This window comes from Alteromonas sp. W364, assembly GCF_031846205.1.
Taxonomy (GTDB): Bacteria; Pseudomonadota; Gammaproteobacteria; order Enterobacterales; family Alteromonadaceae; genus Glaciecola; species Glaciecola blandensis.
Genome location: NZ_JAVRID010000001.1, coordinates 324948 through 345976, shown reverse-complemented (window position 1 = coordinate 345976; position 21029 = coordinate 324948). Strand labels below are relative to the sequence as shown.

The following is a 21029-nucleotide window of genomic DNA, read 5'->3' as shown; positions in this document are numbered from 1 at the left end:
TTAAATTTGTTTTTGTACCGCTTGAGCTTGAGTTAACAAATCAAACAGTAATAGGGATTTATTTATGCCAGGGTGCGACAGCAACTTCACCGTCTCTAGGCAGCTCTGGTAACTATTAAATAGCTTCTCGTCTTGCTTGGTTTTATACTCATTCAAGAAGTATTGCGCCAGCCAGTTACTCATATTGCTAGCCTCAGCTTTCCATACTTCAGCAAGTCGACTTGGACTCTCCTGGCCACTTTTAAGGTGTCCAAGCGCCTTTTCAAAATCACTGAAGTTAAACTGCGAGTCATCTGACAATGATGCAAGATAACGTAGAGGAGAATTTGCATTCGCTAGCATCGCTTCCTGCGACGGGATTTCAAGGTCTTGGGTTTTCAGCCAAGAAGCACTTTCTTGGTAACTCGGCGCTGCAATCGTAATTTTTTCACAGCGACTAAGCACCGTCGGTAGTAGCTTTTGTGCTTCATTACTCGTTAACAGCAAATACGTATTCGCCGTCGGTTCTTCAAGTGTTTTCAGCAATGAGTTACTTGCCGACTCACTCATTAATTCAATGTTAGGAATGACGAGGACTTTGTTACCGCTGAGTTGAGCCGTTTGATTTAACTTAGCAATGGCTGAACGCACTTGGTCAATACCAATCTGAGTCTTTTCAGGAATAACAATGTTCAAATCAGGATGTGACCCCGCTGATAACAATAAACAGGACTTACAGTTTCCGCATGCGCCAGCGTCACTTCTTGGTTTTGTTTGGCATAACAGACTCGCGGCTAAAGATTCACACAGTTCTGTCTTACCAAGTGATTTTGCACCCATAAAAAGTATGCCGTGATGCAATGTACCTGCATCATACCGGGAAATTAACTGTCCGAAGGTGCGGTGTAACCAAGGATAAATCATCCCATCCCCACCTTTGTCTCAGAAGCCATGCGCAAATACCATTCATTTAAGTTGCGAATAACCTCGGCTTGCACTTCATCCATTGCTTGCATAGCACTTATCTCAATCGCTTTGGTGCTTTCTGCAACCAATTGCTTATACATCGCACGGGCTTTCTCAAAAAACTGTATTCCAGACAGTTCGATTCTATCTAATTCGCCTCGTCCACGCGCACGCTCTAGTCCTACGCTGGGTTCAACGTCAAGATACAAAACAAGGTCTGGTTCAAACTGCCCAATAGTAATTTGTTTAAGTGCCTCGAGGTCGCTTAAGGGTACTCCTCGGCCCCCGCCTTGATATGCTTTTGATGACATATCATGACGATCACCAATCACCCAATCACCGCGCTCTAATGCAGGTTGAACGACGTTCTGAACGAGTTGACTGCGCGCTGCATACATGAGTAACAATTCTGTTTCTTGCGTTACAAATTCGTCCCAATCATGTTTAACACACTCTCTGATCGCTTCAGCCATTGGCGTACCGCCTGGTTCTCGAGTACAAGTCACTGAGTGACCTTTTTGTTCAAGAAATGATTGTATGAGAGCTATCACAGAGCTCTTTCCTGCGCCCTCTAAACCTTCGACAACAATAAATGATGGCGTCATCACTTTCCTTTATTTAACTGATATTTTCGAACCGCTGCATTGTGCTCAGCTAAGGTTTCAGAAAAGTGATGAGTGCCATCCCCTTTTGCGACAAAATAAATCGCGTCTGTTAACTCAGGTTGTGCTGCTGCGTAAATGGAATCTGGTCCTGCCATCGCTATAGGCGTAATTGGCAGACCTCGAATAACATATGTATTGTACGGTGTTTTTTCACGTAAATGCTTACGTGTAATATTACCATCAAAGTCTTTAATACCATAGATCACGGTTGGATCTGTCTGTAAACGCATGTTTTTTCCAAGCCGATTGTCGAAAACGCCAGCAATAATTCCTCGCTCACTTGGTACCGCTGTTTCTTTCTCTATAATCGAGGCCATTATAAGGAGCTCATAAGGGTTTTGATAATGCGTATCTAGAAAGCGCTTCGTCCAAGCGTCATTCAATAGTTTTTGCATTTCGACAAAGGAGCGCTTGATTACCTCACTTGCTTTTGTCTCTCGTTCAAAGAAATAAGTATTAGCAAGCAAACACCCTTCAAGGGATCGGTACTTATTCGCACAGAATGAGTTTTCATCGACAACAATTGTGTCATACAAGTTATCTACATTTTCAATATCATTAACGAGGTACTCGTTCGTAGCCAGTGTTTCTAACCATTGCGTTAAGGTGAGCCCTTCTATTAGCGTCACTGAAAACTGAGCAACTAATCCCTTAGAGATTTTGGTAAAAACATCCTCAAGACTTTCGCCCTTTTCGAATGAATAATAGCCCTTTTTAATTTGACTATATTGAGGGTTCAACTTTAGCCAGAACTTAGCAACGAGTATGCTGTCGAATTGCGTTTCGTTTTGTAACACAGAAAGTAAGGAATGAGCTGTTTGTCCTTTTGAAATACTCATTGTCATATCATCTTTAAGAATTTGATATTGGAATCCAAAATTCTTTACATGCGCGTACCCAACATAGACGGCAAGCACACTAGAAATAAACAAAGATAAAGCTATAAATCGTTTTTTTATTTTCAAGTGTTTTCCTTACACTGCTCTTCAAGGTCAAGCGAGATGAATTGGTCTATTTGAATGGAGAGCTTTTCTGACTCTGCCGTGTCGAACTCAATTATATTTTCTAAATACTCAAGGGACTGAATTATTCTAAGATGACTGAGCGCATTGCAACAAAACGCAGCGCTAGCTGTTGCTAAAAACGACAAGTGATAGTCACCCACTTTGTAAGCGATGCTCTGTTCATCTAAATACTCAAAAATACAGGTTCTCATCACGCCACTCACACCACACTTTGTCAATTCAGGTGTATACCAAACGTCGCCCACTTTAAAAAACACATTAGCAGCGGTTAATTCAATGACACGTTTCTGCTCGTCGAGCATTAATGCATCATCCCACCCTCTCTGCTTTTTCAAATGAAGCTTCGCAAGGACCTGTTCGAGGCGATTTAAATGTTTTATGCCTGCCAACAGCCGCTGTTGAGAGAGAGAAACATCACTGATCCCAATGTGCATTGGAGACCGTTTAGTGTCAGCCAAATGATGATGCGAAATAATGATTGTTGGCACCGAGGGGTCATCTGGTGCATAGCCTCTATTTCCATTCCCCCTAGAAATTAAGATTTTAGTGACATAATAGTCATGGTCTGTCTTACTAAAATTATTCTGGGCACCATGGCTTACCAATAGTCGAAAATCATTTGCTGTTAGCCCCTCAGTTTCACAAAACATAGAGAGTCGTTTAGCATCATTATACAAACGAGCAGCATGCAAGCCCAAGAGTTCAGCTTGTCCTTTATAGCACCTTATCGTAGTGAAGCATCCATCACCGTAATTGAGGGCTCTATCGTTATGGGCAAGATCCTCATTCACGATAAAGTTGAGCAAAGTCGTCATGTATAAACTTAAGATAAAATTTTAATGGGGTTCATATGCTTAGTGTAAGTTTTCACATAAAAAAAGCCACTGAAAGTGGCTTTTTTTTTCTTAATGATAGGATTGCAAAGTTACATGTCGCAATCGCTAGTCGACGGCACTTAGTCTTTCCACTTCTTAAATAACAATGAACCGTTGGTACCACCAAAACCGAAAGAGTTGCATAGTGCATAGTCTTCTGTAAATTTAGCTGCACCATTGGCGACAAAGTCTAAGTCACAACCTTCACCAGGATTATCCAAGTTAATTGTTGGCGGCGCCATTTCATCGCGCAAAGCAAGAATCGTAAAGATCGCTTCGACAGAACCTGCTGCACCCAGTAAATGTCCAGTCATTGATTTTGTAGAGCTGACTTTCACCGTTTTGGCTGCCTCACCAAAAATACTCTTAACAGCACTGACCTCTGCTACGTCGCCCGCCGGTGTTGAAGTACCATGAGCATTAACATAGCCCACTTTACTAGCATCAATATTAGCGTCCTTCAGCGCATTCTTCATCGCTGCGGCAGCGCCTTCACCATTTTCTGGGGGTGAAGTCATGTGGTAAGCATCACCACTCATACCAAAACCAACTAGCTCTGCATAGATTTTAGCACCGCGAGCAACAGCGTGTTCGTACTCTTCGAGCATGACAACCCCGGCACCTTCGCCCATAACAAATCCATCTCTAGCACTATCCCATGGGCGGCTTGCCTCTTGAACATTGTCATTATTTGTAGACAAGGCCCTTGCTGCACCAAAACCAGCGATAGAAAGAGGCGTAATAGCCGCTTCAGCGCCGCCTGCTAACATACCGTCAGCATCACCATATGCAATCGTTCTAGCCGCGATACCTATGTTATGAACACCGGTTGTACACGCTGTCACCACATTAAGGTTTGGCCCTTTCAAGCCTTCCATAATGGAAATAAAGCCTGAAATCATATTCGTAATAGTAGAAGGAACGAAAAATGGAGAAACCCGTCTTGGTCCGCTGTTAATCAGCTTACTGTGGTTCTCTTCGATTAATTCCAAACCGCCAATTCCTGAACCAATCGATACACCGATTCTTTCAGCATCAAGTTCATCGATGTTGATGTTTGCATCACGCAATGCTTGTAAGCCTGCGACGATACCAAACTGGATAAAACGATCCATTTTTTTTGTTTCTTTGCGAGGAATAAACTCTTCGGGGTTAAAATCTTTAACCTCACCAGCAAAGCGGGTTGAAAAGTTTGTTGCATCAAAACGTGTTATGTCAGAAATACCACTCTTCCCGGCTAATATGTTTTCCCAAGTGGAATTAACATTATTACCCAGTGGAGACAGCATTCCAATACCAGTAACCACTACGCGACGTTTAGCCACAATAGCCTCCGTACTAAAATTATTGCTCACAAATAAAAAAACGGCTCGTAAAGAGCCGTTTTTCTAAAGATTCAATTACGCGTCTTTGTTAGCGTTGATGTAATCAATAGCAGATTGAACTGTTGTAATTTTTTCTGCTTCTTCATCTGGGATCTCTGTATCAAATTCTTCCTCTAAAGCCATTACTAGCTCTACAGTGTCTAAAGAATCTGCACCTAAATCATCTACAAAAGAGGCTTCAGATTTTACTTCTTCTTCTTTTACGCCTAGTTGTTCAACAATGATTTTTTTTACGCGTTCTTCGATGTTACTCATAATTTCAGGTTTCCTTTACGTACCTTTTAAAAATTCCGACGGTAGTTTATTTCCCTACCTCAGTGCTTGCAAGATATTCCCGCAATAAATGCTGTGGTCAAACCACAATTTTATCACTGGATTTTCCTACAAAACAACTTTTCTCTATAATAAATTGCTTTAATACCTTTATTTTCAAAGGCTAAGCAATTACGACATATACATGCCGCCATTAACATGAATTGTTTCGCCGGTAATATATCCTGCCTCATTACTGACCAAAAATCCAACAGTTGACGCTATTTCTTTAGGGTCACCCAGCCTATTAGCAGGTATGTCCTTGAAAATAGCCTGTTTTTGCTCATCGGTCAGACCTTTAGTCATGTCCGTATCGATAAACCCCGGAGAAACGACATTTACAGTAATTCCTCTTGATGCTATTTCTCTTGCCATTGATTTAGAAAAACCAATCACTGCCGCTTTAGCTGCAGCGTAATTTGCCTGTCCTGCGTTACCAGAAGAACCAACAACAGAACCGATGTTAACAATACGACCATGTTTCTTTTTCATCATGCCGCGAAGAACTGCTTTTGATAATTTAAAAACCGAGGTCAAGTTGGTTTGAATAATATCATTCCACTCGTCATCTTTCATTCGCATCAACAGATTATCGCGAGTAATGCCAGCATTGTTGACGAGTATATCGATACTGCCAAACTCATCGTTGATTTGAGACAACAGAGTAGTCATTGATTCATCGTCAGTGACATTTAATACTTTGCCCGTGCCTTGTGCACCAATATAAGCACTAATGGCTTCTGCACCCTTCTCACTTGTTGCTGTACCAATTACCTTTGCGCCTTTCGCCATCAAGTCTTCAGCAATTGCTTTACCAATGCCTCGACTCGCTCCAGTCACTAAGGCAACCTTTCCATCTAAATTTGACATAAATCTTCCCGTTGCTTAAATATTTTCAAAATCACTTGGCTGAGAAAAATTCGCCAAACTAAGCGATTTGTTGATTCGCTTGTTTAGCCCAGATAACACTTTGCCTGGACCAACTTCTATCATTTTATCCACGCCTAAATCACTCAAAGCTAAGACAGATTCAGTCCATCTCACTGGCATATACAATTGGCGTAATAACGCATCTTTTATAAGACCCGCATCAGTTTCAATACTCACATCGACATTGTTAATAACACTGATATTTGGCGTATTAAATGAAACGTCTTCAAGCAATGTAGCCAACTTTTCAGCTGCGGGTTTCATTAAGGCACAATGAGACGGTACGCTCACAGCGAGTGGTAACGCTCGTTTCGCACCCGCTTCCTTGCATAATAAGCCTGCTTTTTCTGCCGCTTCTGCATGGCCTGCAATCACGACTTGTCCGGGACTATTGAAATTTACTGCAGATACAACCTGAGCGGTTTCTTCAGACACTTCTTGACAGATTTGCATTATCTTTGCGTCGTCTAAACCAATGATTGCATACATTGCACCTACACCTGCAGGAACCGCTTGTTGCATAAATTCGCCACGAGCTTGAACCAATGTAACGGCATCGCTTAGATTCAACACACCTGCACAAGTTAACGCGCTATATTCACCTAAACTGTGGCCGGCAAGATAATCAACCTGAAGATTCTTTTCCGCTTGCAAAACACGCCAAGCTGCCACACTTGCTGTTAACAAGGCTGGCTGTGTAATGTGAGTTTGGTTTAATTGAGTTCCGTCGTCTTCTTGAACTAACTTCCACAAGTCGTAGTTCAAGGCTTCAGATGCTTCAGCAAACGTTTCTTGAACACTAAAAGCGTGCTCTGCCAATGTGTTCAACATGCCGACGGACTGTGAGCCCTGACCAGGGAACACGCAAGCTAACTTTGTCATATTGTTTCCTATAAAAGCGTTTAAATCTTTTTATTATTAATATTTAACAAGGGCTGATGCCCACGCAAAACCGCCACCGAAGGCCTCTAGTAATAAATGTTGGCCGCGTTGAATACGACCATCACGAATTGCTGTATCAAGCGCAGTTGGCACTGTTGCTGCCGAGGTGTTACCGTACTTTTCCAATGTCATGACAACCTGGTCAAGCGACATATCTAGCTTTTTAGCGGTGGCTTTTATTATTCTGAAATTTGCCTGATGTGGCACTAACCAGTCAATGTCTGATTTTTGAAGATTATTAGCTTCCAGAGTCTCCAAGACGATTTGGCTAAGCTTTGTAACCGCGACTTTGAACACTTCGTTCCCTCTCATGACGCCCCAGTTTTCGTGGACTGATTGTTCATCACCTCGAGTGGGATTGCCTACGTACAACAGATCACCATGTGAGCCTGCCGCGTTAATGTGGGTAGAAAGAATTCCCGGCTCTTCACTCGCTTCAATGATTGTTGCGCCAGCTCCGTCACCAAATAAAATGATCATAGAGCGGTCAGCTGGATCTATCAATCGACTCAAACAATCTGTTCCAATCACTAATATCCGTTTTGCCATACCGCTCTTAATGTACTGATCAGCTACACTAAGTGCATAGCAATAGCCAGCGCAAGCGGCGGCGATATCAAACGCTGGAATATTATCAACTCCCAGTATTTTTTGTATCTCGCAGGCCGTACTTGGAAGAGAATAACGCCCGCTTGTGGTTGCACAGACAATCATATCCAAATCTTTGGCATCAATTCCTGCCGCTTCTAAGGCTTTAAAAGATGCTTCAGCTCCCATTGTCGCTGCCGTTTCATGTTCACCTATTATGCGGCGCTCTTTAATACCTGTGCGGTCGGTAATCCACTCATCAGAAGTGTCTACCATTTGCTCTAGGTCCGCATTTGAGCGAACATCACTTGGGTAATAACTACCCGTTCCAATAAACCGTGAATACATCAATTAATGCTCCATCAAGACTGATTCTATTTTTGTTTTTATTTTGTCTGGAACCGCATTTTTTGCTTCTTCATAAGCTTGTTTAATTGCATAAAAACTAGCTTCAGAGTTTGCATTTCCGTGACTCTTTACAACGATTCCGCGCAATCCTATCAGACTGGCGCCGTTATACTGGTCGGGGTTCATGCGTTGATAGAGCTTTTTCAAAAAAGGGAGAGCAAGTTTGCTCAGTAAACGAGCAGTAAAATTTTCAGTAGTCAGGCGTTTTAGCTCATCGATCACGAGCTTTGCAATACCTTCACTAGACTTTAAGGCGATATTACCTGTAAAACCGTCTGTAACAACAACATCAGCTTTACCTGCAAATATTTGGTCGCCTTCAACATAACCGATGTAATCCACACTTTGACTATCACGCAGCAACTGGTCGGCATGTTTCACCAGAGTGTTACCTTTAATGTCTTCTTCACCAACATTCAATAATGCGACCTTCGGTGATTCGACACCGGCGCACAGTTTGGCGAACACCGACCCCATCACTGCATATTGGAAGAGGCCTTCCGCGTCGCAATTCACTGATGCACCTAAGTCTAGTAATAGAACCTTTTTACCTTGGGCTTTAGGCAACCAAGATATCAATGCGGGTCTAGAAATTCCGGGTAAGGTTTTCAACACATAATACGCCATCGCCATGAGTGCACCGGTGTTACCCGAACTGACACAGGCATCAGCCTTTCTTTGCTCAACTAAATCTATTGCGCGACGCATAGAGGATTGTTTCTTTTGGCGTAAAGCGGTGGTGGGTTTATCACTCATAGATACAACTTCATCACATTCTTCGAGTGTGATGCGTGCTTTCAGATCGCCGGACAGTGTATTTATGAAGGATTGGTATACAGAAGAATGACCGCATAGTGTGATATGCAAGTCGGAATAATGTTCGAGTGATTTTTTTGCAGCATCTAAAAGAACATGGGGGCCAAGATCGCCCCCCATGATATCTAATGCAATATTTACCTTAGACAATGTGCAATGCCGAATTAATCAGCAATCACTTTTTTGCCTTTGTAAAAACCATCCGCCGTCACATGGTGACGTAGATGTGTTTCACCAGACGTTTGATCAACCGATAAAGTTGCGCCTGTTAATGCATCATGAGAACGACGTGTGCCACGTTTTGCACGCGTCTTCTTATTTTTTTGTACAGCCATAGGTTAAACTCCTAATCTCGCTTAAGCTCTTTTAAAACCGCAAATGGGTTTTTACGCTCTTGTTCCGGTTCGATTACTCCGAATGTCATATCATCTTTACCAACGCGGCAATCTTCTTCTGCATGAAGTGCCACAATGGGTAAAGACAAAATCAACTCGTCTTCAATTAATTGAAGTAAATCGACTTCTCCGTGGTCATTGACCTCTACCGGTTCGTAAGCTTCTGGTAACTCTTCCTCAGCTTCTTGCCCCTGCACAGGACTGAAACAATATTCAATAGAAATTGAATGAGGAAATTCATGGTTACACCTCTGGCAAAGTAAATCAACCTGAGCATTTGCAGTACCCTGGAAGTAAGTAAGACTCTGCGCGTCTTTCGAAAACTTAACATCCACCGATACTTCTTCGCTGCAAGCCGCCACTGATCCAACAAACCGCTCCATTAAAGCAGTAGAATAAATACCCACATAAGTAGAGCGTTTCATCGCACTTTTTTGTGGATCGATTAGTTGGGGTAGTTTCACTTTGACCATAGCGCGCGCATAATATAGGTTTACGTAGGCATAGTCAAAGAAATTACCTAATCGCTTAGGTACTTTTTATCATTTTTTATCGACAACGGAGTTTTACTAAATGTCTGATACAAGCAGGGTGTCAAAAACGAACACTCTTCAATCTAACGATTCTAATGAAGAAAACTCAATGCAGTCGCGTCAGTCTCCAATTCTACTGGCATCCTCGTCCAAGTATCGCGCATCACTATTAAACAAACTGAATATAAGCTTCGAGTGTTACTCACCTAACATAAACGAAACACCAAGAGTCAATGAAAGCCCATTGCAAGTCGTTACACGCTTGAGCTTTCAAAAAGCTTTGAGCGCACAAAAACAGTTTCCAAAGCACCTGATCATCGCTTCAGATCAAGTTGCCTTTATAAAGGAAGAGCAAACTACTCTTTCGTCTAAACAAATGGATATCAGATTACTCACTAAACCACTCACCCTTTCAAACGCTGAAAAACAACTCACGGCCTGTTCTGGAAAAACTGTTCGGTTTTTAACTGGATTGTGTTGCTTACCGCCACTTCAGAGCATTATAGATTCTGGTATTGGTGCCATCGATGCAAGCAACCGCGCCATGGTCGACAAGTATTGTGAAGTAGCTTACGTCGACGTCACCTTCAGAAACTTGAGTCAACGTGAAATTCGAAGCTACCTTGAACAAGAATTACCTTTAGATTGTGCTGGCAGCTTTAAGGCCGAAGGTCTAGGTATCGCACTATTTGAAAAACTGGAAAGCACTGACCCAAATACAATTATTGGTTTGCCGTTGATTGCACTGTCAAAACGATTACGAGATTTAGGTATCAATCCACTATTGAGCAAATGAATACTCTGTGATTATCCGTGACTATCTAAATATAAACAAACTCTTGCAGTTCAGAAAAACAATCAATAATCCGCAAGGGTTTGTGAACTGATAGCGCATCACTATGGTGGACGCCATAAGAAACAGCGACTCTGGGCATACCGATATTCTCAGCCATTTGCATGTCGTAAATGGTGTCACCCACCATCAACACTTCACCTGCATTTACCTGCCATTGCTCTATTATCTGTATAAGCATATCTGAACTGGGTTTAGACTCAGCTTCATCAGCGCAACGAGAGTGCTCAAAATAATGTCGAGTCGTGCTTGCATCAAACGCCCTTTCCAAACCTCTTCTCGCTTTTCCAGTCGCCACAGCCAAGCGCGCTCGTTTACTTAAAAAATCTAAAGTGGGTTCAGCATGAGCGAACAATGGACACGGTGTAGTGTCTTGCTTTATGAAAACGGTTTTATAATGTTCTTTCAACTCATCAGCTTTTTTATCGTCAACGTCAAATAACTGTTTGATAGCGGGTTGTAAACTAATACCAATGATATGTTCGACCGCTTCTTTTGAAGGGACAGGCATATCACCTAATACAGCTGCTTGTTGCATACACGAGACGATTTTAGCTGCAGAGTCCATCACTGTGCCGTCCCAATCGAAGATAATGTATTTAAACTTCATGTGACAAGGTATCCATCAACTTAAGCAAATCATTGTCATAGTCGGCCTCAAATTTCATTCTTTCGTCATTCAAGGGGTGGTCAAAGGCAATGCTTTTGGCATGTAAAAATAAACGTCTGAACTTAAGTGATTTTAAATGACTATCGAAATCCTCATCCCCATACTTACTATCCATAGCAATGGGATGGCCGGCATGTAGGCAATGCACGCGAATTTGATGGGTGCGCCCGGTAATAGGACTCGCTTCTATGAGTGTGCATTGCTTAAACGATTGTAGAATGCGAAAGCGTGTTTCTGAAGGCTTACCATCATCCGCAACAGAAACCAATCTTTCTCCACTTTTCAATATATTCTTTTTTAAAGGCGCTATCACTTTGAAACAATGACGTGGCCAGTCACCAGCTACGAGAGCATGGTAGCGCTTATCGACTCGTTTGGTTCTTAATTGTTCATGCAGATGTCGTAACGCACTGCGTTTTTTAGCCACTAATAGGCAGCCAGATGTGTCTCTATCTATTCGATGAACCAATTCTAAAAATTGATGCTGAGGCCGTAAAGCTCTCAAGCCCTCAATTACGCCAAAGTTTAAACCACTGCCGCCGTGCACAGCTAAGCCCGACGGTTTATTAAACACGATCAAGCGGTCGTCTTCGAACATAATATGACTCTCTAGATTCGCAACTCGATTTAAATTTACATTGTTTTGTTCTTTTACTGACGTGCGGACAGGTGGTATCCGCACGATATCACCGCAACGTAATTTATATTCAGGCTTCACCCGTTTCTTGTTAACTCTCACTTCCCCTTTCCTCACGATCCGGTAGATCATGCTTTTCGGCACACCCTTGAGTTTGCCAGTGAGATAGTTATCAATGCGTTGCTGCTCGTTGTCATCCGTGATTTCAACGAGTTGCACGGTATTATATTCTTCAGTCATGCGCGCATTATACAGAACTTATTGAGAAATGAATGACAAATCAATGCTTTTGAATTCTTTTTGACAATTCTGTATTTTTATCGAGTAAAGCGCACACCTTACTTGACAGTGTGGATAGTTTTGCTTGTTTATCCGTGGTAATTAAGCAATAATGCGCGCCGGTGTAACAATGTTCGACTATTAATGAATAGCGAAGCAGACAAATAAGCGCTGTACCCATAAACGGTAAACGGCGATAAAACACCACTAACAACGTTTATCATTCAATTATTGAAAACGTGAGCCTTGATAAAGAGTGCTACGAGAAACACGCACTGCATCGAAAAACAGATGCGACAGGGTATAAATTAAACAGGTAAAACGAACTGTTGAACAGATTTGAATTAACATTAATGATAAAAATCATTAGTGAAAAATTGTAGCAAGGACTAAATCGACCTACACGTGTTGTTGGATATTTTTGTACAGTGTAAGTTTAAAAAATTATAATAAACAATCACTTGTAATTTCCTTTTAAGAATAATGGACAATTTATACTCAGCCGTGAGGCTCAGAAAAACAGTTAATTCGAAACTGTATCTACAGGGTTTTCCCTACACTGAGTTAGATACAAATGAAAAGAATGCTAATCAATGCAACTCAACAAGAAGAGTTGCGCGTAGCCCTAGTAGACGGCCAAAAACTCTACGATTTAGATATTGAAAGCCCAGGTCACGAACAAAAAAAGGCAAACATTTATAAAGGCACCATCACTCGTGTTGAACCGAGCTTAGAAGCTGCTTTCGTAGACTACGGGGCTGACCGCCATGGATTCCTTCCTCTAAAAGAAATCGCAAAAACATATTTCCCATCTGGCTATAAACTAGAAGGCCGTCCTAACATCAAAGATGTTGTCAAGGAAGGCACTCAAGTTATCGTTCAAGTAGATAAAGAAGAGCGTGGACAGAAAGGTGCAGCCTTAACCACTTTCATATCTCTAGCTGGTAGCTATTTAGTTCTCATGCCAAACAACCCTAGAGCTGGCGGTATTTCTCGTCGTATTGAGGGAAGTGAAAGAACCGAACTTAAGCAAGCACTGGATCAGCTTGAATTGCCTGATCACATGGGTTTAATTGTAAGAACAGCGGGTGTTGGTAAATCTTATGAAGAATTAAAGTGGGACCTAGGTGTACTAGTTAATCACTGGTCAAATATCACCAAAGCTGCTGAATCACGCCCTGCTCCATTTCTTATCCATCAAGAAAGTAATGTTATCGTCAGAGCGATACGCGATTATTTACGTAGAGATATTGGCGAAATACTTATTGATAAACAAGCTATCTACGAAAAGGCTTTGTCACACATTGAGCTAGTGCGCCCTGACTTCGTCAATCGCGTTAAGTTGTATAAAGGCGATGTGCCATTGTTCAGCCATTATCAGATTGAAAGCCAAATTGAGTCTGCCTTCCAGCGTGAAGTACGTCTTCCTTCAGGTGGCTCGATAGTAATCGATCCTACAGAAGCGCTTACGTCAATCGATATTAACTCTGCACGCGCAACAAAAGGTGGCGATATTGAAGAAACAGCTTTCAATACAAACCTAGAGGCAGCAGATGAAATCGCAAGACAACTTCGATTGCGAGATTTAGGTGGTTTAGTGGTTATCGATTTTATCGATATGACGCCAGTGAAGCATCAACGCGAAGTTGAAAACCGCATGAAAGATGCCGTTAAACCAGATCGTGCCCGAATTCAACTAGGTCGCATTTCACGTTTTGGCTTGTTAGAAATGTCACGCCAGCGTTTGCGTCCATCATTAGGTGAGTCTGCATATCACGTGTGCCCTCGTTGTAGTGGCCACGGTACAGTTCGAGGAACTGAGTCCCTCGCACTTTCTGTGTTAAGAATCATTGAAGAAGAAAGTATTAAAGATAACACTGGGCAAATTGAAGCGCAGTTACCTATTAATGTGGCGACTTATTTACTCAACGAGAAGCGCAAAGCTGTTCATAGCGTTGAGAAACGACATAACGTTGAATTACTCATCATCCCTAATCCGAACTTTGAAACGCCTAACTACGAAATTGTTAGGCGTCGTCCGGATGACAAAATTGATGATATTAGTTACAACATTGCGTTAGCTGAAGTACCACAAACGGCTGCTGATACGACGTCACCGAAAGTAGTGAAACGTGAAGAACCAGCGCTTCAAGGTATGTCCGCTCCAGCACAAGCCGCACCAACAGTTGCGCCAAGCAAACCAAAAGAGAAAGCTGAAGATTCAGTTATTACTAAAGTTATCGCTTGGTTGAAAGCATTGTTTGTAGAGGAAGAAAAGAAACCTGAACCGAAACCACAACGTCGAAATAACAATCGCAATAGAAACAACAAACGACGTAACACCAATCAACGTGGTCCTCGTCAGGACAAGGGTGCTGAGCGTACTGAGCGCACTGAAAACAAAGAGCGTCCCGAAAAACCTAAGAATGAGCGTCAGGGAAATCGTAAACGCAGGAATGATCGTAATGACAGTCCTCGTAACAATCCGAAGAGCGAGTCGACTGTTGAAGAACAGAATCAACAAGACGACAATGCACAAAAAGCGCCGAAGCCTCAGGCAAAAAGAAAGCCGCCTGCAGAACGCAGAAAGCGCCGTGACACCAAGCGTAACGTGCGTGTATCAGATGATAATAAGACTGTAACCCCAGTAACATCTACTGAGGAAAAAGTCACAGCGCCAGTAACGAAAGAAGCGAAGCCTGAAACAAGCAACACAGAAACAGCAAGCGTCGACACGGCTGTCACTGCGCCTGAAACAAAGGCTATTGAAAAGACACAAGGCGACGTTGTCACTGAGTTACCAAAAACAAGCGAGACAGACGCGGAATCAAAGCAGGCAGATGCTGAGCAAGAAAGAGCTGAGGGTGATGCGCCTAAAGGTCGCGGTAGACGCTCTCCAAGACATGTTAGAGCTGCTGGTCAAAAGCGTAAGAAAGACAAAGAAAGTAAGTCTGACAACGCCGAAGTAAATGCTGAAGCTGTCGTTCAGGATGAACTTCAATTTGATGAGCCAAAAGACGCTATTTCAGACGTAGAGGCACCAACTGACAAGGTGGCAACTGAAGTTGAAGCGCCTGTTCAAGCGGAAATCGAATTGGGTGAATCAAATGTTGAGGAAACAGGCAAGGTAGACGAAGTTGTTGCTCCTCAAACTACTGAAACAAAAAAAGCGCCTGAGAGCCCTGTTATTGAAAACACTGAGACCAGTACTGCGGTTGAGGCAAAAGAAGCGCCTATCTCTGAGCCAATAAAAGCCACCGTTTTTGAAGCTTATGTAAGAGCACCACTGAAGTCGACTTCACATCCGATGACCAACCCAGAAAAGGTTGAGGCACCCAGTGAAAGAGAAGTAATTAACGCTATCTCAGACGAACAGCGCGGTTCTTTTGACTTAGGTGGACGCACAGCGCTTGTAGGCAACGTGAAGTCAAGTGCTAGTTCAGAAGCAAGCAACCCAGCAAAGGTTGATGATTAATTTGAACCTAGCATTGGCTTTGTAGCCAGTTAATATACTAACCATAAAAACGGAGCTCGACGCTCCGTTTTTTTTGGTTCTTACTCTCGCATTTATCATGTGGCATAATCCAACGACTTACCTCTTTTGAAGTTAGACGTGTGAACCTCTCTTTTATTGCTAAGAAAAAATTAAAGTATTACGGGCTTATTATTATCGGTGGGCTAGTAATCCTTGCCTTTACGATGTCATTTATCAAGTATTACGAAGATACATCCTCCGAATATGATGAAGAGGTAAAAAAGCTTATTCGCTCAGAACTCATTGCTTTACAGGTCCAATACTCTTTCAAGAAACAAGTTCAAGAATGGAAAAATATCTTGCTTAGAGGTAGTGATACAACAGACTATCAGAAATATCATCAACAGTTTATTGACGAGTTCGAGCGAACACAAAGCTATGCTCAAGCGCTTATCGACCAATTTGATTCGACGAATAAGATTGCCGAGTTGGCTAGCGATTTTCAGAAAACACACCGAAGTATATTGGCTGACTACCAACAAGCATTGTTGGTTTATGAGCAAACTGGATTTGACGCGAATGCAGCCGACAAAGAAGTTAAGGGAATAGATAGAGAGCCTGAAGAGCTTTTAAGCGAAATTTCGATATATGTGCGAAGTGATATTACTTACCGACTTAAAAATATCGAGTCCGAGGTATTTACTTTTAAAATAACTCTCGCGCTCGTTTTTATCGCCCTACAAGGGATATTGTGCCTTGGTTTAATTCGCCTAACTAAGCGCCTTTTAAGTGTTAACTTACACGACAAAACAACTGGTCTAGGGAATAGAGAGTTATTCGTTAACAGTATTACTGATTTTCATAAAAACCAGCACGATTTTACCGTCGGTATTCTCGATATAGATGAATTTAAAATCATTAACGAAACCTGTGGAAATAGTGGCGGAGATATCTACTTAAAAGAAATCGGTAACTTAGTGCAAAATCACCTACCGAAAGACGCTGTCATATGTCGCATTAGCGCAGATGTCATCGGCTTTATTTATCTGCAATCCGAGGCGGCTAACAATACACTAAAACAATTAAAAACTGCGGTAAGTCAGTACGAGTTCCATTATCAAGACCTGACAACGAGTTTAACCTGTTGCATTGCTATTTATGAGGTTAAAGAAGGCGATACAGTTGAACACACAAGCGTACTAAATGGCTTATATGCAAGTTTATTAGAAGCAAAATCTCTGGGTAGAAACCGATTGGTGAGCTATGACGAAGAGGATAGCTTTATTGTTGGTCGGCAAAAGTTGATGCGCATGGTTTCGCATGTTGCCGACTCATTAAACCAAAAATCGATTGTATTATTCCGCCAAGCAATCAGTCCTTTCGATACGGCGTCACAATCGACTTACTACGAAGTGCTGATGCGCGTGAAGCACAATGGTGAGTTCCACTCGCCCTTCCCTTACTTACAAGCAGCCGAAAAATTCCACTTAATCAATAAGATTGATCAGTACGTTTTGCGCGAAACCATCCTTTACTTAAATAAACATCCAGAAGATAAGGCCCATTATTCAATTAACTTATCAGGGCAAACCTTATCCGATGAAAGCTTTCCAATTTATATCAGAGAACTTTTCGAGAATAGTCAGTTTCCGCTCAGTCACTTAGGTTTTGAGATAACCGAAACAGACATCATCAGAAATTTCTCTATAGCACTGAATAACATTAATTTTTTAAAGAGTTATGGTTGTAAAATTTCCCTCGATGACTTTGGTACTGGCATGTCATCTTTTGGTTATATTGCACAATTAAACATAGACACCGTCAAGATCGACGGCACTTTTATCAAGAATATTGCCAACGTCGATCATAATAAAGCGATAGTGAAATCTATTGTTGGTTTAGCACAAGAACTGAGCTTATCCACTGTAGCGGAGTTTGTAGAAACTGAGGCTGAAATGAAACAGTTGGAGGCCTTGAATATCGAATATTGCCAAGGTTATTTAATACACAAACCCGAATTATTTTATGAGCCTCAAGGTTGAGGCCCTAGTTAGTCATTACCAGACTAAGTCATCTGGTATTTCATACTCTGCATACCAATCATCGTCTGCGTTATTTTGTTTTTCTTCAGCGACTTCTGTCGCTTGGTAAATAACGGACTCTGGCATGCGTTCTTTGATTTTATCAGCTACGGGGGTCGGCACCAATTCATAGCTATCTTGTTCATAGCTGACAACAGACAACCGACCTTGCGTCACTAAGCGATGCGTTTTGCCATCAACATACATCCGCTTCACTAACTTATTATCTGTGAAGTTAAGAACAATATCACCGCGCTTTCTCTCTTGCGCGTTGGCCTTGATGAGGTCTATCACTTGCGCGGCAATTTCTTTTTCCAATCGCTCTTGGCGCTGTTTTTCACTGAGCAAGCGGTCTTTTTCACGCTTTGCTGCCAGCGCTTGCGCAGCGGCAACCTTCGCCTCGTTTTCAACTTCAACATTATTGCGTTGTTTGGCTTTCACTTGCTTGTGCTTTTCTTGCTTTATTTTCTTCGCTTTTTTCTTATCAGCCAAGCCCGCTTTTAGGAGTTGATCTTGTAGTGATAATGCCATGACATTACCTCCTATTTTTTCGCTTTCTTACGTTTATCATCAGCTACCCACTTACCATCTTGGTACCACGCAGACCAACCTGTTGCTTTGCCTTTCTTATCTTCCGACATCACATATTGCTGCTTAGTTTTGCGACTATATCGAACAATTGTTGGGTTCTTATCTGGGTCGGCTTTTGGCGCATCAGCTAAATAATAAAACTTCGGTGAAATTCTATCTCGGAAACGAGCCAGCTCTTCAACTAATGGTGCTCTCGTTTCTCTTGATTTTGGGAATGTATGTGCAGCAAGGAAGATACCTGAAGCACCATCTCTTAAAACAAAATGTGCATCCGATTTTTCACACTCTAATTCGGGTAAGAACACAGGATCTTCTTTCGGTGGCGCTGCTTCACCGTTCCGCAATAATTTACGTGTATTTTTACACTCTTCATTGGTGCAGCCAAAATATTTACCGAAGCGGCCATTCTTCAGTTCCATATTACTTTGACACTTATCGCACTCAATAATGGGGCCGTCGTAGCCTTTAATTTTAAAGGTGCCCGACTCAACAAAAGCGCCCTCACAACCAGGCGTGTTGCCGCATACGTGTAATTTACGCCCCTCATCCACCAGATAACTATCCATCGCCGTGCCACAGAGGTCACAACGGCGTTTGGAACGCAGTGCTTCGGTTTCTAATTCTTCTTCGTCATCCACCTTCACGACTTCTTCGCCAGGCGTTAAGTTCATGGTGTTTGTGCATTTCTCTTTTGGTGGCAGGTTATAACCAGAACAACCTAAAAACACCCCAGTGCTGGCAGTTCTAATGTTCATCTCACGACCACATTTACCACACTCGATGCCGGCTGGAACAGCTTGGTTAAGCTTCATACCGCCTTCATCAACCGGTTTTTCAGCTAGTTCTAATTGCTCAGAAAACTCTGTGTAGAAATTATCTAATACATTTTTCCACTTTTTCTCACCATGGGCGATATCATCTAAGCGCTGCTCCATTTTGGCAGTGAAATCAAAACTGACTAATTCGGAGAAGTTTTCGACGAGTCTATCGTTGACAATCTCCCCCATTTTTTCCGCATAGAAACGTTTATTGTCAAGTTTTACGTAGCCGCGATCTTGGATCGTAGAAATGATACTGGCGTAAGTAGATGGACGACCGATACCACGTTTTTCAAGTTCTTTAACCAGAGATGCTTCATTAAATCTAGCGACGGGTTTGGTAAAGTGCTGTTTGGGATCGAGAGCCTTCAGGTCTAACTTATCGCCTTGTTTCACATCCGGCAGCATCAACTCGTTATCGCCCTTACGTTTGATTTGAGGTTGTACAGCAGTCCATCCATCAAATAACAGGACTCTGCCCTTCGCCGTTAATTCATAATTATTCGCCTCGACACGGATCGTCGTTGCATCATATTTTGCAGCCGTCATTTGACAAGCAACGAACTGACGCCAGATCAACTCATAGAGTCTCTGAGCGTCTCTTTCCATTTCTTTGAGTGAGTCTGCCTTTATAGCAACGTTCGACGGCCTGATGGCCTCGTGGGCCTCTTGTGCGCCATCCTTGCTTCCATAAGCAAGTGGATTTGGTGGTAAATACTTATCACCGAATTGTTTTTGAATGAGTTGTCGACATGCTTCTACTGCATCTTTACTTAGGTTTGTAGAATCTGTACGCATGTAGGTGATGTGCCCAGCTTCATACAAACGCTGCGCCATGGTCATCGTCTTCTTTACCCCAAATCCTAGGCGAGTACTCGCCGCTTGTTGCAGCGTCGAGGTAATAAAGGGTGCAGATGGGCGGCTTTGCGTCGGTTTAGATTCGCGGCTACTGACGACAAACTCAGCACTTTCCAGTTCAGCAACGGCCGTACTGGCTTGTTTTTCATTAACCGGTTTAAAAGCACTACCTTTATGCTTAGCAACCAACATTTGTAGCTTGTCTTTTTTTGCCGTATCTAAATCGGCATGAATGTCCCAAAACTCTTCAGGTACGAAGGCTTTAATTTCACGCTCACGCTCAACCACTAATCGAACGGCAACGGACTGAACTCTACCTGCTGATAAACCTCTAGCGACCTTTTTCCATAATAAAGGTGACACCATAAAGCCAACAACGCGGTCTAGGAAACGCCTTGCCTGTTGTGCATTGACTCGATTAATATTGACTTCGCCGGGATCAGAGAAGGCATCCTGAATTGCAGATTTAGTAATTTCATTAAACACGACTCGTTGATAGGTTTTATTCTTAGTACCAAGCAACTCTTGTAAGTGCCATGCAATCGCTTCTCCCTCTCTATCCAAATCGGTTGCGAGATAGATAGTGTCAGCGTCTTTAGCTAACTTTTTGAGTTCTGCGACAACTTTCTCTTTGCCTTGCAGAATCTGATAATGCGCTTTCCAGTCTTGTTTTGGATTCACACCCATGCGATCTACTAACTTGCGATATTCAAAATCTTTGAGGTAATCCGCTTTCTTCTTGTCTGAATAATCTTTCAATTCTTTTGCTGGTTTTTTAGGCTCAACTTGCCCTAAAGCTTTAGTTGGTAGATCACGCACGTGCCCAACACTCGATTTTACAATAAAATCTTTACCTAAATATTTATTTATTGTTTTCGCTTTGGCCGGTGACTCTACTATGACTAGTGATTTACCCATTTATGGAAAGAACCTTATTATTTACATACA

General features: G+C 42.3%; 19 protein-coding genes. 3 read left to right on the top strand and 16 right to left on the bottom strand.

The genetic code is table 11. From position 1 onward, the window contains the following. The 12 genes from holB to yceD all read right to left on the bottom strand — a co-directional run bounded on the left by holB (position 1) and on the right by yceD (position 9759). Positions 1-903, bottom strand: coding sequence for a DNA polymerase III subunit delta' (gene holB / locus RM556_RS01465; RefSeq protein ID WP_311360170.1), 903 nt, complete (start codon positions 901-903; stop codon positions 1-3). Continuing rightward, the gene (tmk, locus tag RM556_RS01460) at positions 900-1550 is read right to left on the bottom strand and encodes a dTMP kinase (RefSeq protein WP_311360169.1); all 651 of its coding nucleotides are present in this window, start codon (positions 1548-1550) and stop codon (positions 900-902) included. Before tmk ends, holB begins: the two co-directional genes overlap by 4 nt. Then, positions 1550-2575 carry an endolytic transglycosylase MltG gene (gene mltG, locus RM556_RS01455; RefSeq protein WP_311360168.1) on the bottom strand — a complete coding sequence of 342 codons (1026 nt, stop codon included), beginning with the start codon at positions 2573-2575 and terminating at the stop codon, positions 1550-1552. The genes tmk and mltG overlap by 1 nt, the downstream gene beginning before the upstream one ends. Beyond that, the gene (gene pabC, locus RM556_RS01450; RefSeq protein ID WP_311360167.1) at positions 2572-3450 is read right to left on the bottom strand and encodes an aminodeoxychorismate lyase; all 879 of its coding nucleotides are present in this window, start codon (positions 3448-3450) and stop codon (positions 2572-2574) included. The genes mltG and pabC overlap by 4 nt, the downstream gene beginning before the upstream one ends. 140 nt (positions 3451-3590) lie before the next feature. Further along, on the bottom strand, positions 3591-4835 hold the full coding sequence (gene fabF, locus RM556_RS01445; RefSeq protein WP_311360166.1) for a beta-ketoacyl-ACP synthase II: 1245 nt from the start codon (positions 4833-4835) through the stop codon (positions 3591-3593). Between the two features lie 75 nt (positions 4836-4910). After that, positions 4911-5150, bottom strand: a complete 240-nt coding sequence (gene acpP, locus RM556_RS01440) for an acyl carrier protein (protein ID WP_018981476.1) — start codon at positions 5148-5150, stop codon at positions 4911-4913. Between the two features lie 189 nt (positions 5151-5339). Beyond that, the gene (fabG, locus tag RM556_RS01435; protein ID WP_311360165.1) at positions 5340-6077 is read right to left on the bottom strand and encodes a 3-oxoacyl-ACP reductase FabG; all 738 of its coding nucleotides are present in this window, start codon (positions 6075-6077) and stop codon (positions 5340-5342) included. 15 nt (positions 6078-6092) lie between these two features. Continuing rightward, positions 6093-7019: an ACP S-malonyltransferase gene (gene fabD / locus RM556_RS01430; protein ID WP_311360164.1), complete on the bottom strand. Its 927-nt coding sequence runs from the start codon at positions 7017-7019 to the stop codon at positions 6093-6095. A gap of 36 nt (positions 7020-7055) precedes the next feature. Next, positions 7056-8015 carry a beta-ketoacyl-ACP synthase III gene (locus tag RM556_RS01425; protein ID WP_311360712.1) on the bottom strand — a complete coding sequence of 320 codons (960 nt, stop codon included), beginning with the start codon at positions 8013-8015 and terminating at the stop codon, positions 7056-7058. Between the two features lie 3 nt (positions 8016-8018). Next, positions 8019-9056, bottom strand: coding sequence for a phosphate acyltransferase PlsX (gene plsX, locus RM556_RS01420; protein WP_409220041.1), 1038 nt, complete (start codon positions 9054-9056; stop codon positions 8019-8021). Further along, entirely contained in the window at positions 9056-9226 is a 171-nt protein-coding gene (gene rpmF / locus RM556_RS01415) for a 50S ribosomal protein L32 (protein WP_311360162.1), read from the bottom strand. Before rpmF ends, plsX begins: the two co-directional genes overlap by 1 nt. An 11-nt stretch (positions 9227-9237) precedes the next feature. Further along, positions 9238-9759 carry a 23S rRNA accumulation protein YceD gene (yceD, locus tag RM556_RS01410; protein ID WP_311360161.1) on the bottom strand — a complete coding sequence of 174 codons (522 nt, stop codon included), beginning with the start codon at positions 9757-9759 and terminating at the stop codon, positions 9238-9240. A gap of 100 nt (positions 9760-9859) precedes the next feature. Here yceD and RM556_RS01405 point away from each other — a divergent pair, with 100 nt between their 5' ends. Continuing rightward, the gene (locus RM556_RS01405) at positions 9860-10615 is read left to right on the top strand and encodes a Maf family protein (protein ID WP_311360160.1); all 756 of its coding nucleotides are present in this window, start codon (positions 9860-9862) and stop codon (positions 10613-10615) included. Positions 10616-10640: 25 nt separating this feature from the next. Here the strand turns inward: RM556_RS01405 and RM556_RS01400 are convergent, their stop codons facing one another. Beyond that, positions 10641-11282, bottom strand: coding sequence for an HAD-IA family hydrolase (locus RM556_RS01400; RefSeq protein WP_311360159.1), 642 nt, complete (start codon positions 11280-11282; stop codon positions 10641-10643). Next, positions 11272-12219, bottom strand: coding sequence for a 23S rRNA pseudouridine(955/2504/2580) synthase RluC (gene rluC, locus RM556_RS01395; RefSeq protein ID WP_311360158.1), 948 nt, complete (start codon positions 12217-12219; stop codon positions 11272-11274). Before rluC ends, RM556_RS01400 begins: the two co-directional genes overlap by 11 nt. 622 nt (positions 12220-12841) lie before the next feature. On the opposite strand from rluC, the gene rne reads away from it, so the two are divergent. Next, positions 12842-15733 carry a ribonuclease E gene (gene rne / locus RM556_RS01390; RefSeq protein WP_311373791.1) on the top strand — a complete coding sequence of 964 codons (2892 nt, stop codon included), beginning with the start codon at positions 12842-12844 and terminating at the stop codon, positions 15731-15733. A gap of 140 nt (positions 15734-15873) precedes the next feature. Next, positions 15874-17775, top strand: coding sequence for a bifunctional diguanylate cyclase/phosphodiesterase (locus RM556_RS01385; RefSeq protein ID WP_311373672.1), 1902 nt, complete (start codon positions 15874-15876; stop codon positions 17773-17775). 15 nt (positions 17776-17790) lie between these two features. Here the strand turns inward: RM556_RS01385 and RM556_RS01380 are convergent, their stop codons facing one another. Beyond that, entirely contained in the window at positions 17791-18345 is a 555-nt protein-coding gene (locus RM556_RS01380; RefSeq protein WP_311360156.1) for a DUF2058 domain-containing protein, read from the bottom strand. Between the two features lie 11 nt (positions 18346-18356). Beyond that, a complete protein-coding gene (topA, locus tag RM556_RS01375; RefSeq protein ID WP_311373671.1) occupies positions 18357-20999 on the bottom strand; it encodes a type I DNA topoisomerase in 2643 nt (880 codons plus the stop codon). Between the last annotated feature and the right edge of the window lie 30 nt (positions 21000-21029).

Bases quoted from the DNA above. Each gene is read 5' to 3' on its own strand.
- tmk (WP_311360169.1), bottom strand. From the start codon at position 1,550: ATGACGCCATCATTTATTGTTGTCGAAGGTTTAGAGGGCGCAGGAAAG.
- yceD (WP_311360161.1), bottom strand. From the start codon at position 9,759: ATGGTCAAAGTGAAACTACCCCAACTAATCGATCCACAAAAAAGTGCG.
- topA (WP_311373671.1), bottom strand. From the start codon at position 20,999: ATGGGTAAATCACTAGTCATAGTAGAGTCACCGGCCAAAGCGAAAACA.
- fabG (WP_311360165.1), bottom strand. From the start codon at position 6,077: ATGTCAAATTTAGATGGAAAGGTTGCCTTAGTGACTGGAGCGAGTCGA.
- rpmF (WP_311360162.1), bottom strand. From the start codon at position 9,226: ATGGCTGTACAAAAAAATAAGAAGACGCGTGCAAAACGTGGCACACGT.
- fabD (WP_311360164.1), bottom strand. From the start codon at position 7,019: ATGACAAAGTTAGCTTGCGTGTTCCCTGGTCAGGGCTCACAGTCCGTC.
- pabC (WP_311360167.1), bottom strand. From the start codon at position 3,450: ATGACGACTTTGCTCAACTTTATCGTGAATGAGGATCTTGCCCATAAC.
- RM556_RS01380 (WP_311360156.1), bottom strand. From the start codon at position 18,345: ATGGCATTATCACTACAAGATCAACTCCTAAAAGCGGGCTTGGCTGAT.
- RM556_RS01405 (WP_311360160.1), top strand. From the start codon at position 9,860: ATGTCTGATACAAGCAGGGTGTCAAAAACGAACACTCTTCAATCTAAC.
- RM556_RS01400 (WP_311360159.1), bottom strand. From the start codon at position 11,282: ATGAAGTTTAAATACATTATCTTCGATTGGGACGGCACAGTGATGGAC.
- rne (WP_311373791.1), top strand. From the start codon at position 12,842: ATGCTAATCAATGCAACTCAACAAGAAGAGTTGCGCGTAGCCCTAGTA.
- acpP (WP_018981476.1), bottom strand. From the start codon at position 5,150: ATGAGTAACATCGAAGAACGCGTAAAAAAAATCATTGTTGAACAACTA.
- holB (WP_311360170.1), bottom strand. From the start codon at position 903: ATGATTTATCCTTGGTTACACCGCACCTTCGGACAGTTAATTTCCCGG.
- rluC (WP_311360158.1), bottom strand. From the start codon at position 12,219: ATGACTGAAGAATATAATACCGTGCAACTCGTTGAAATCACGGATGAC.
- RM556_RS01425 (WP_311360712.1), bottom strand. From the start codon at position 8,015: ATGTATTCACGGTTTATTGGAACGGGTAGTTATTACCCAAGTGATGTT.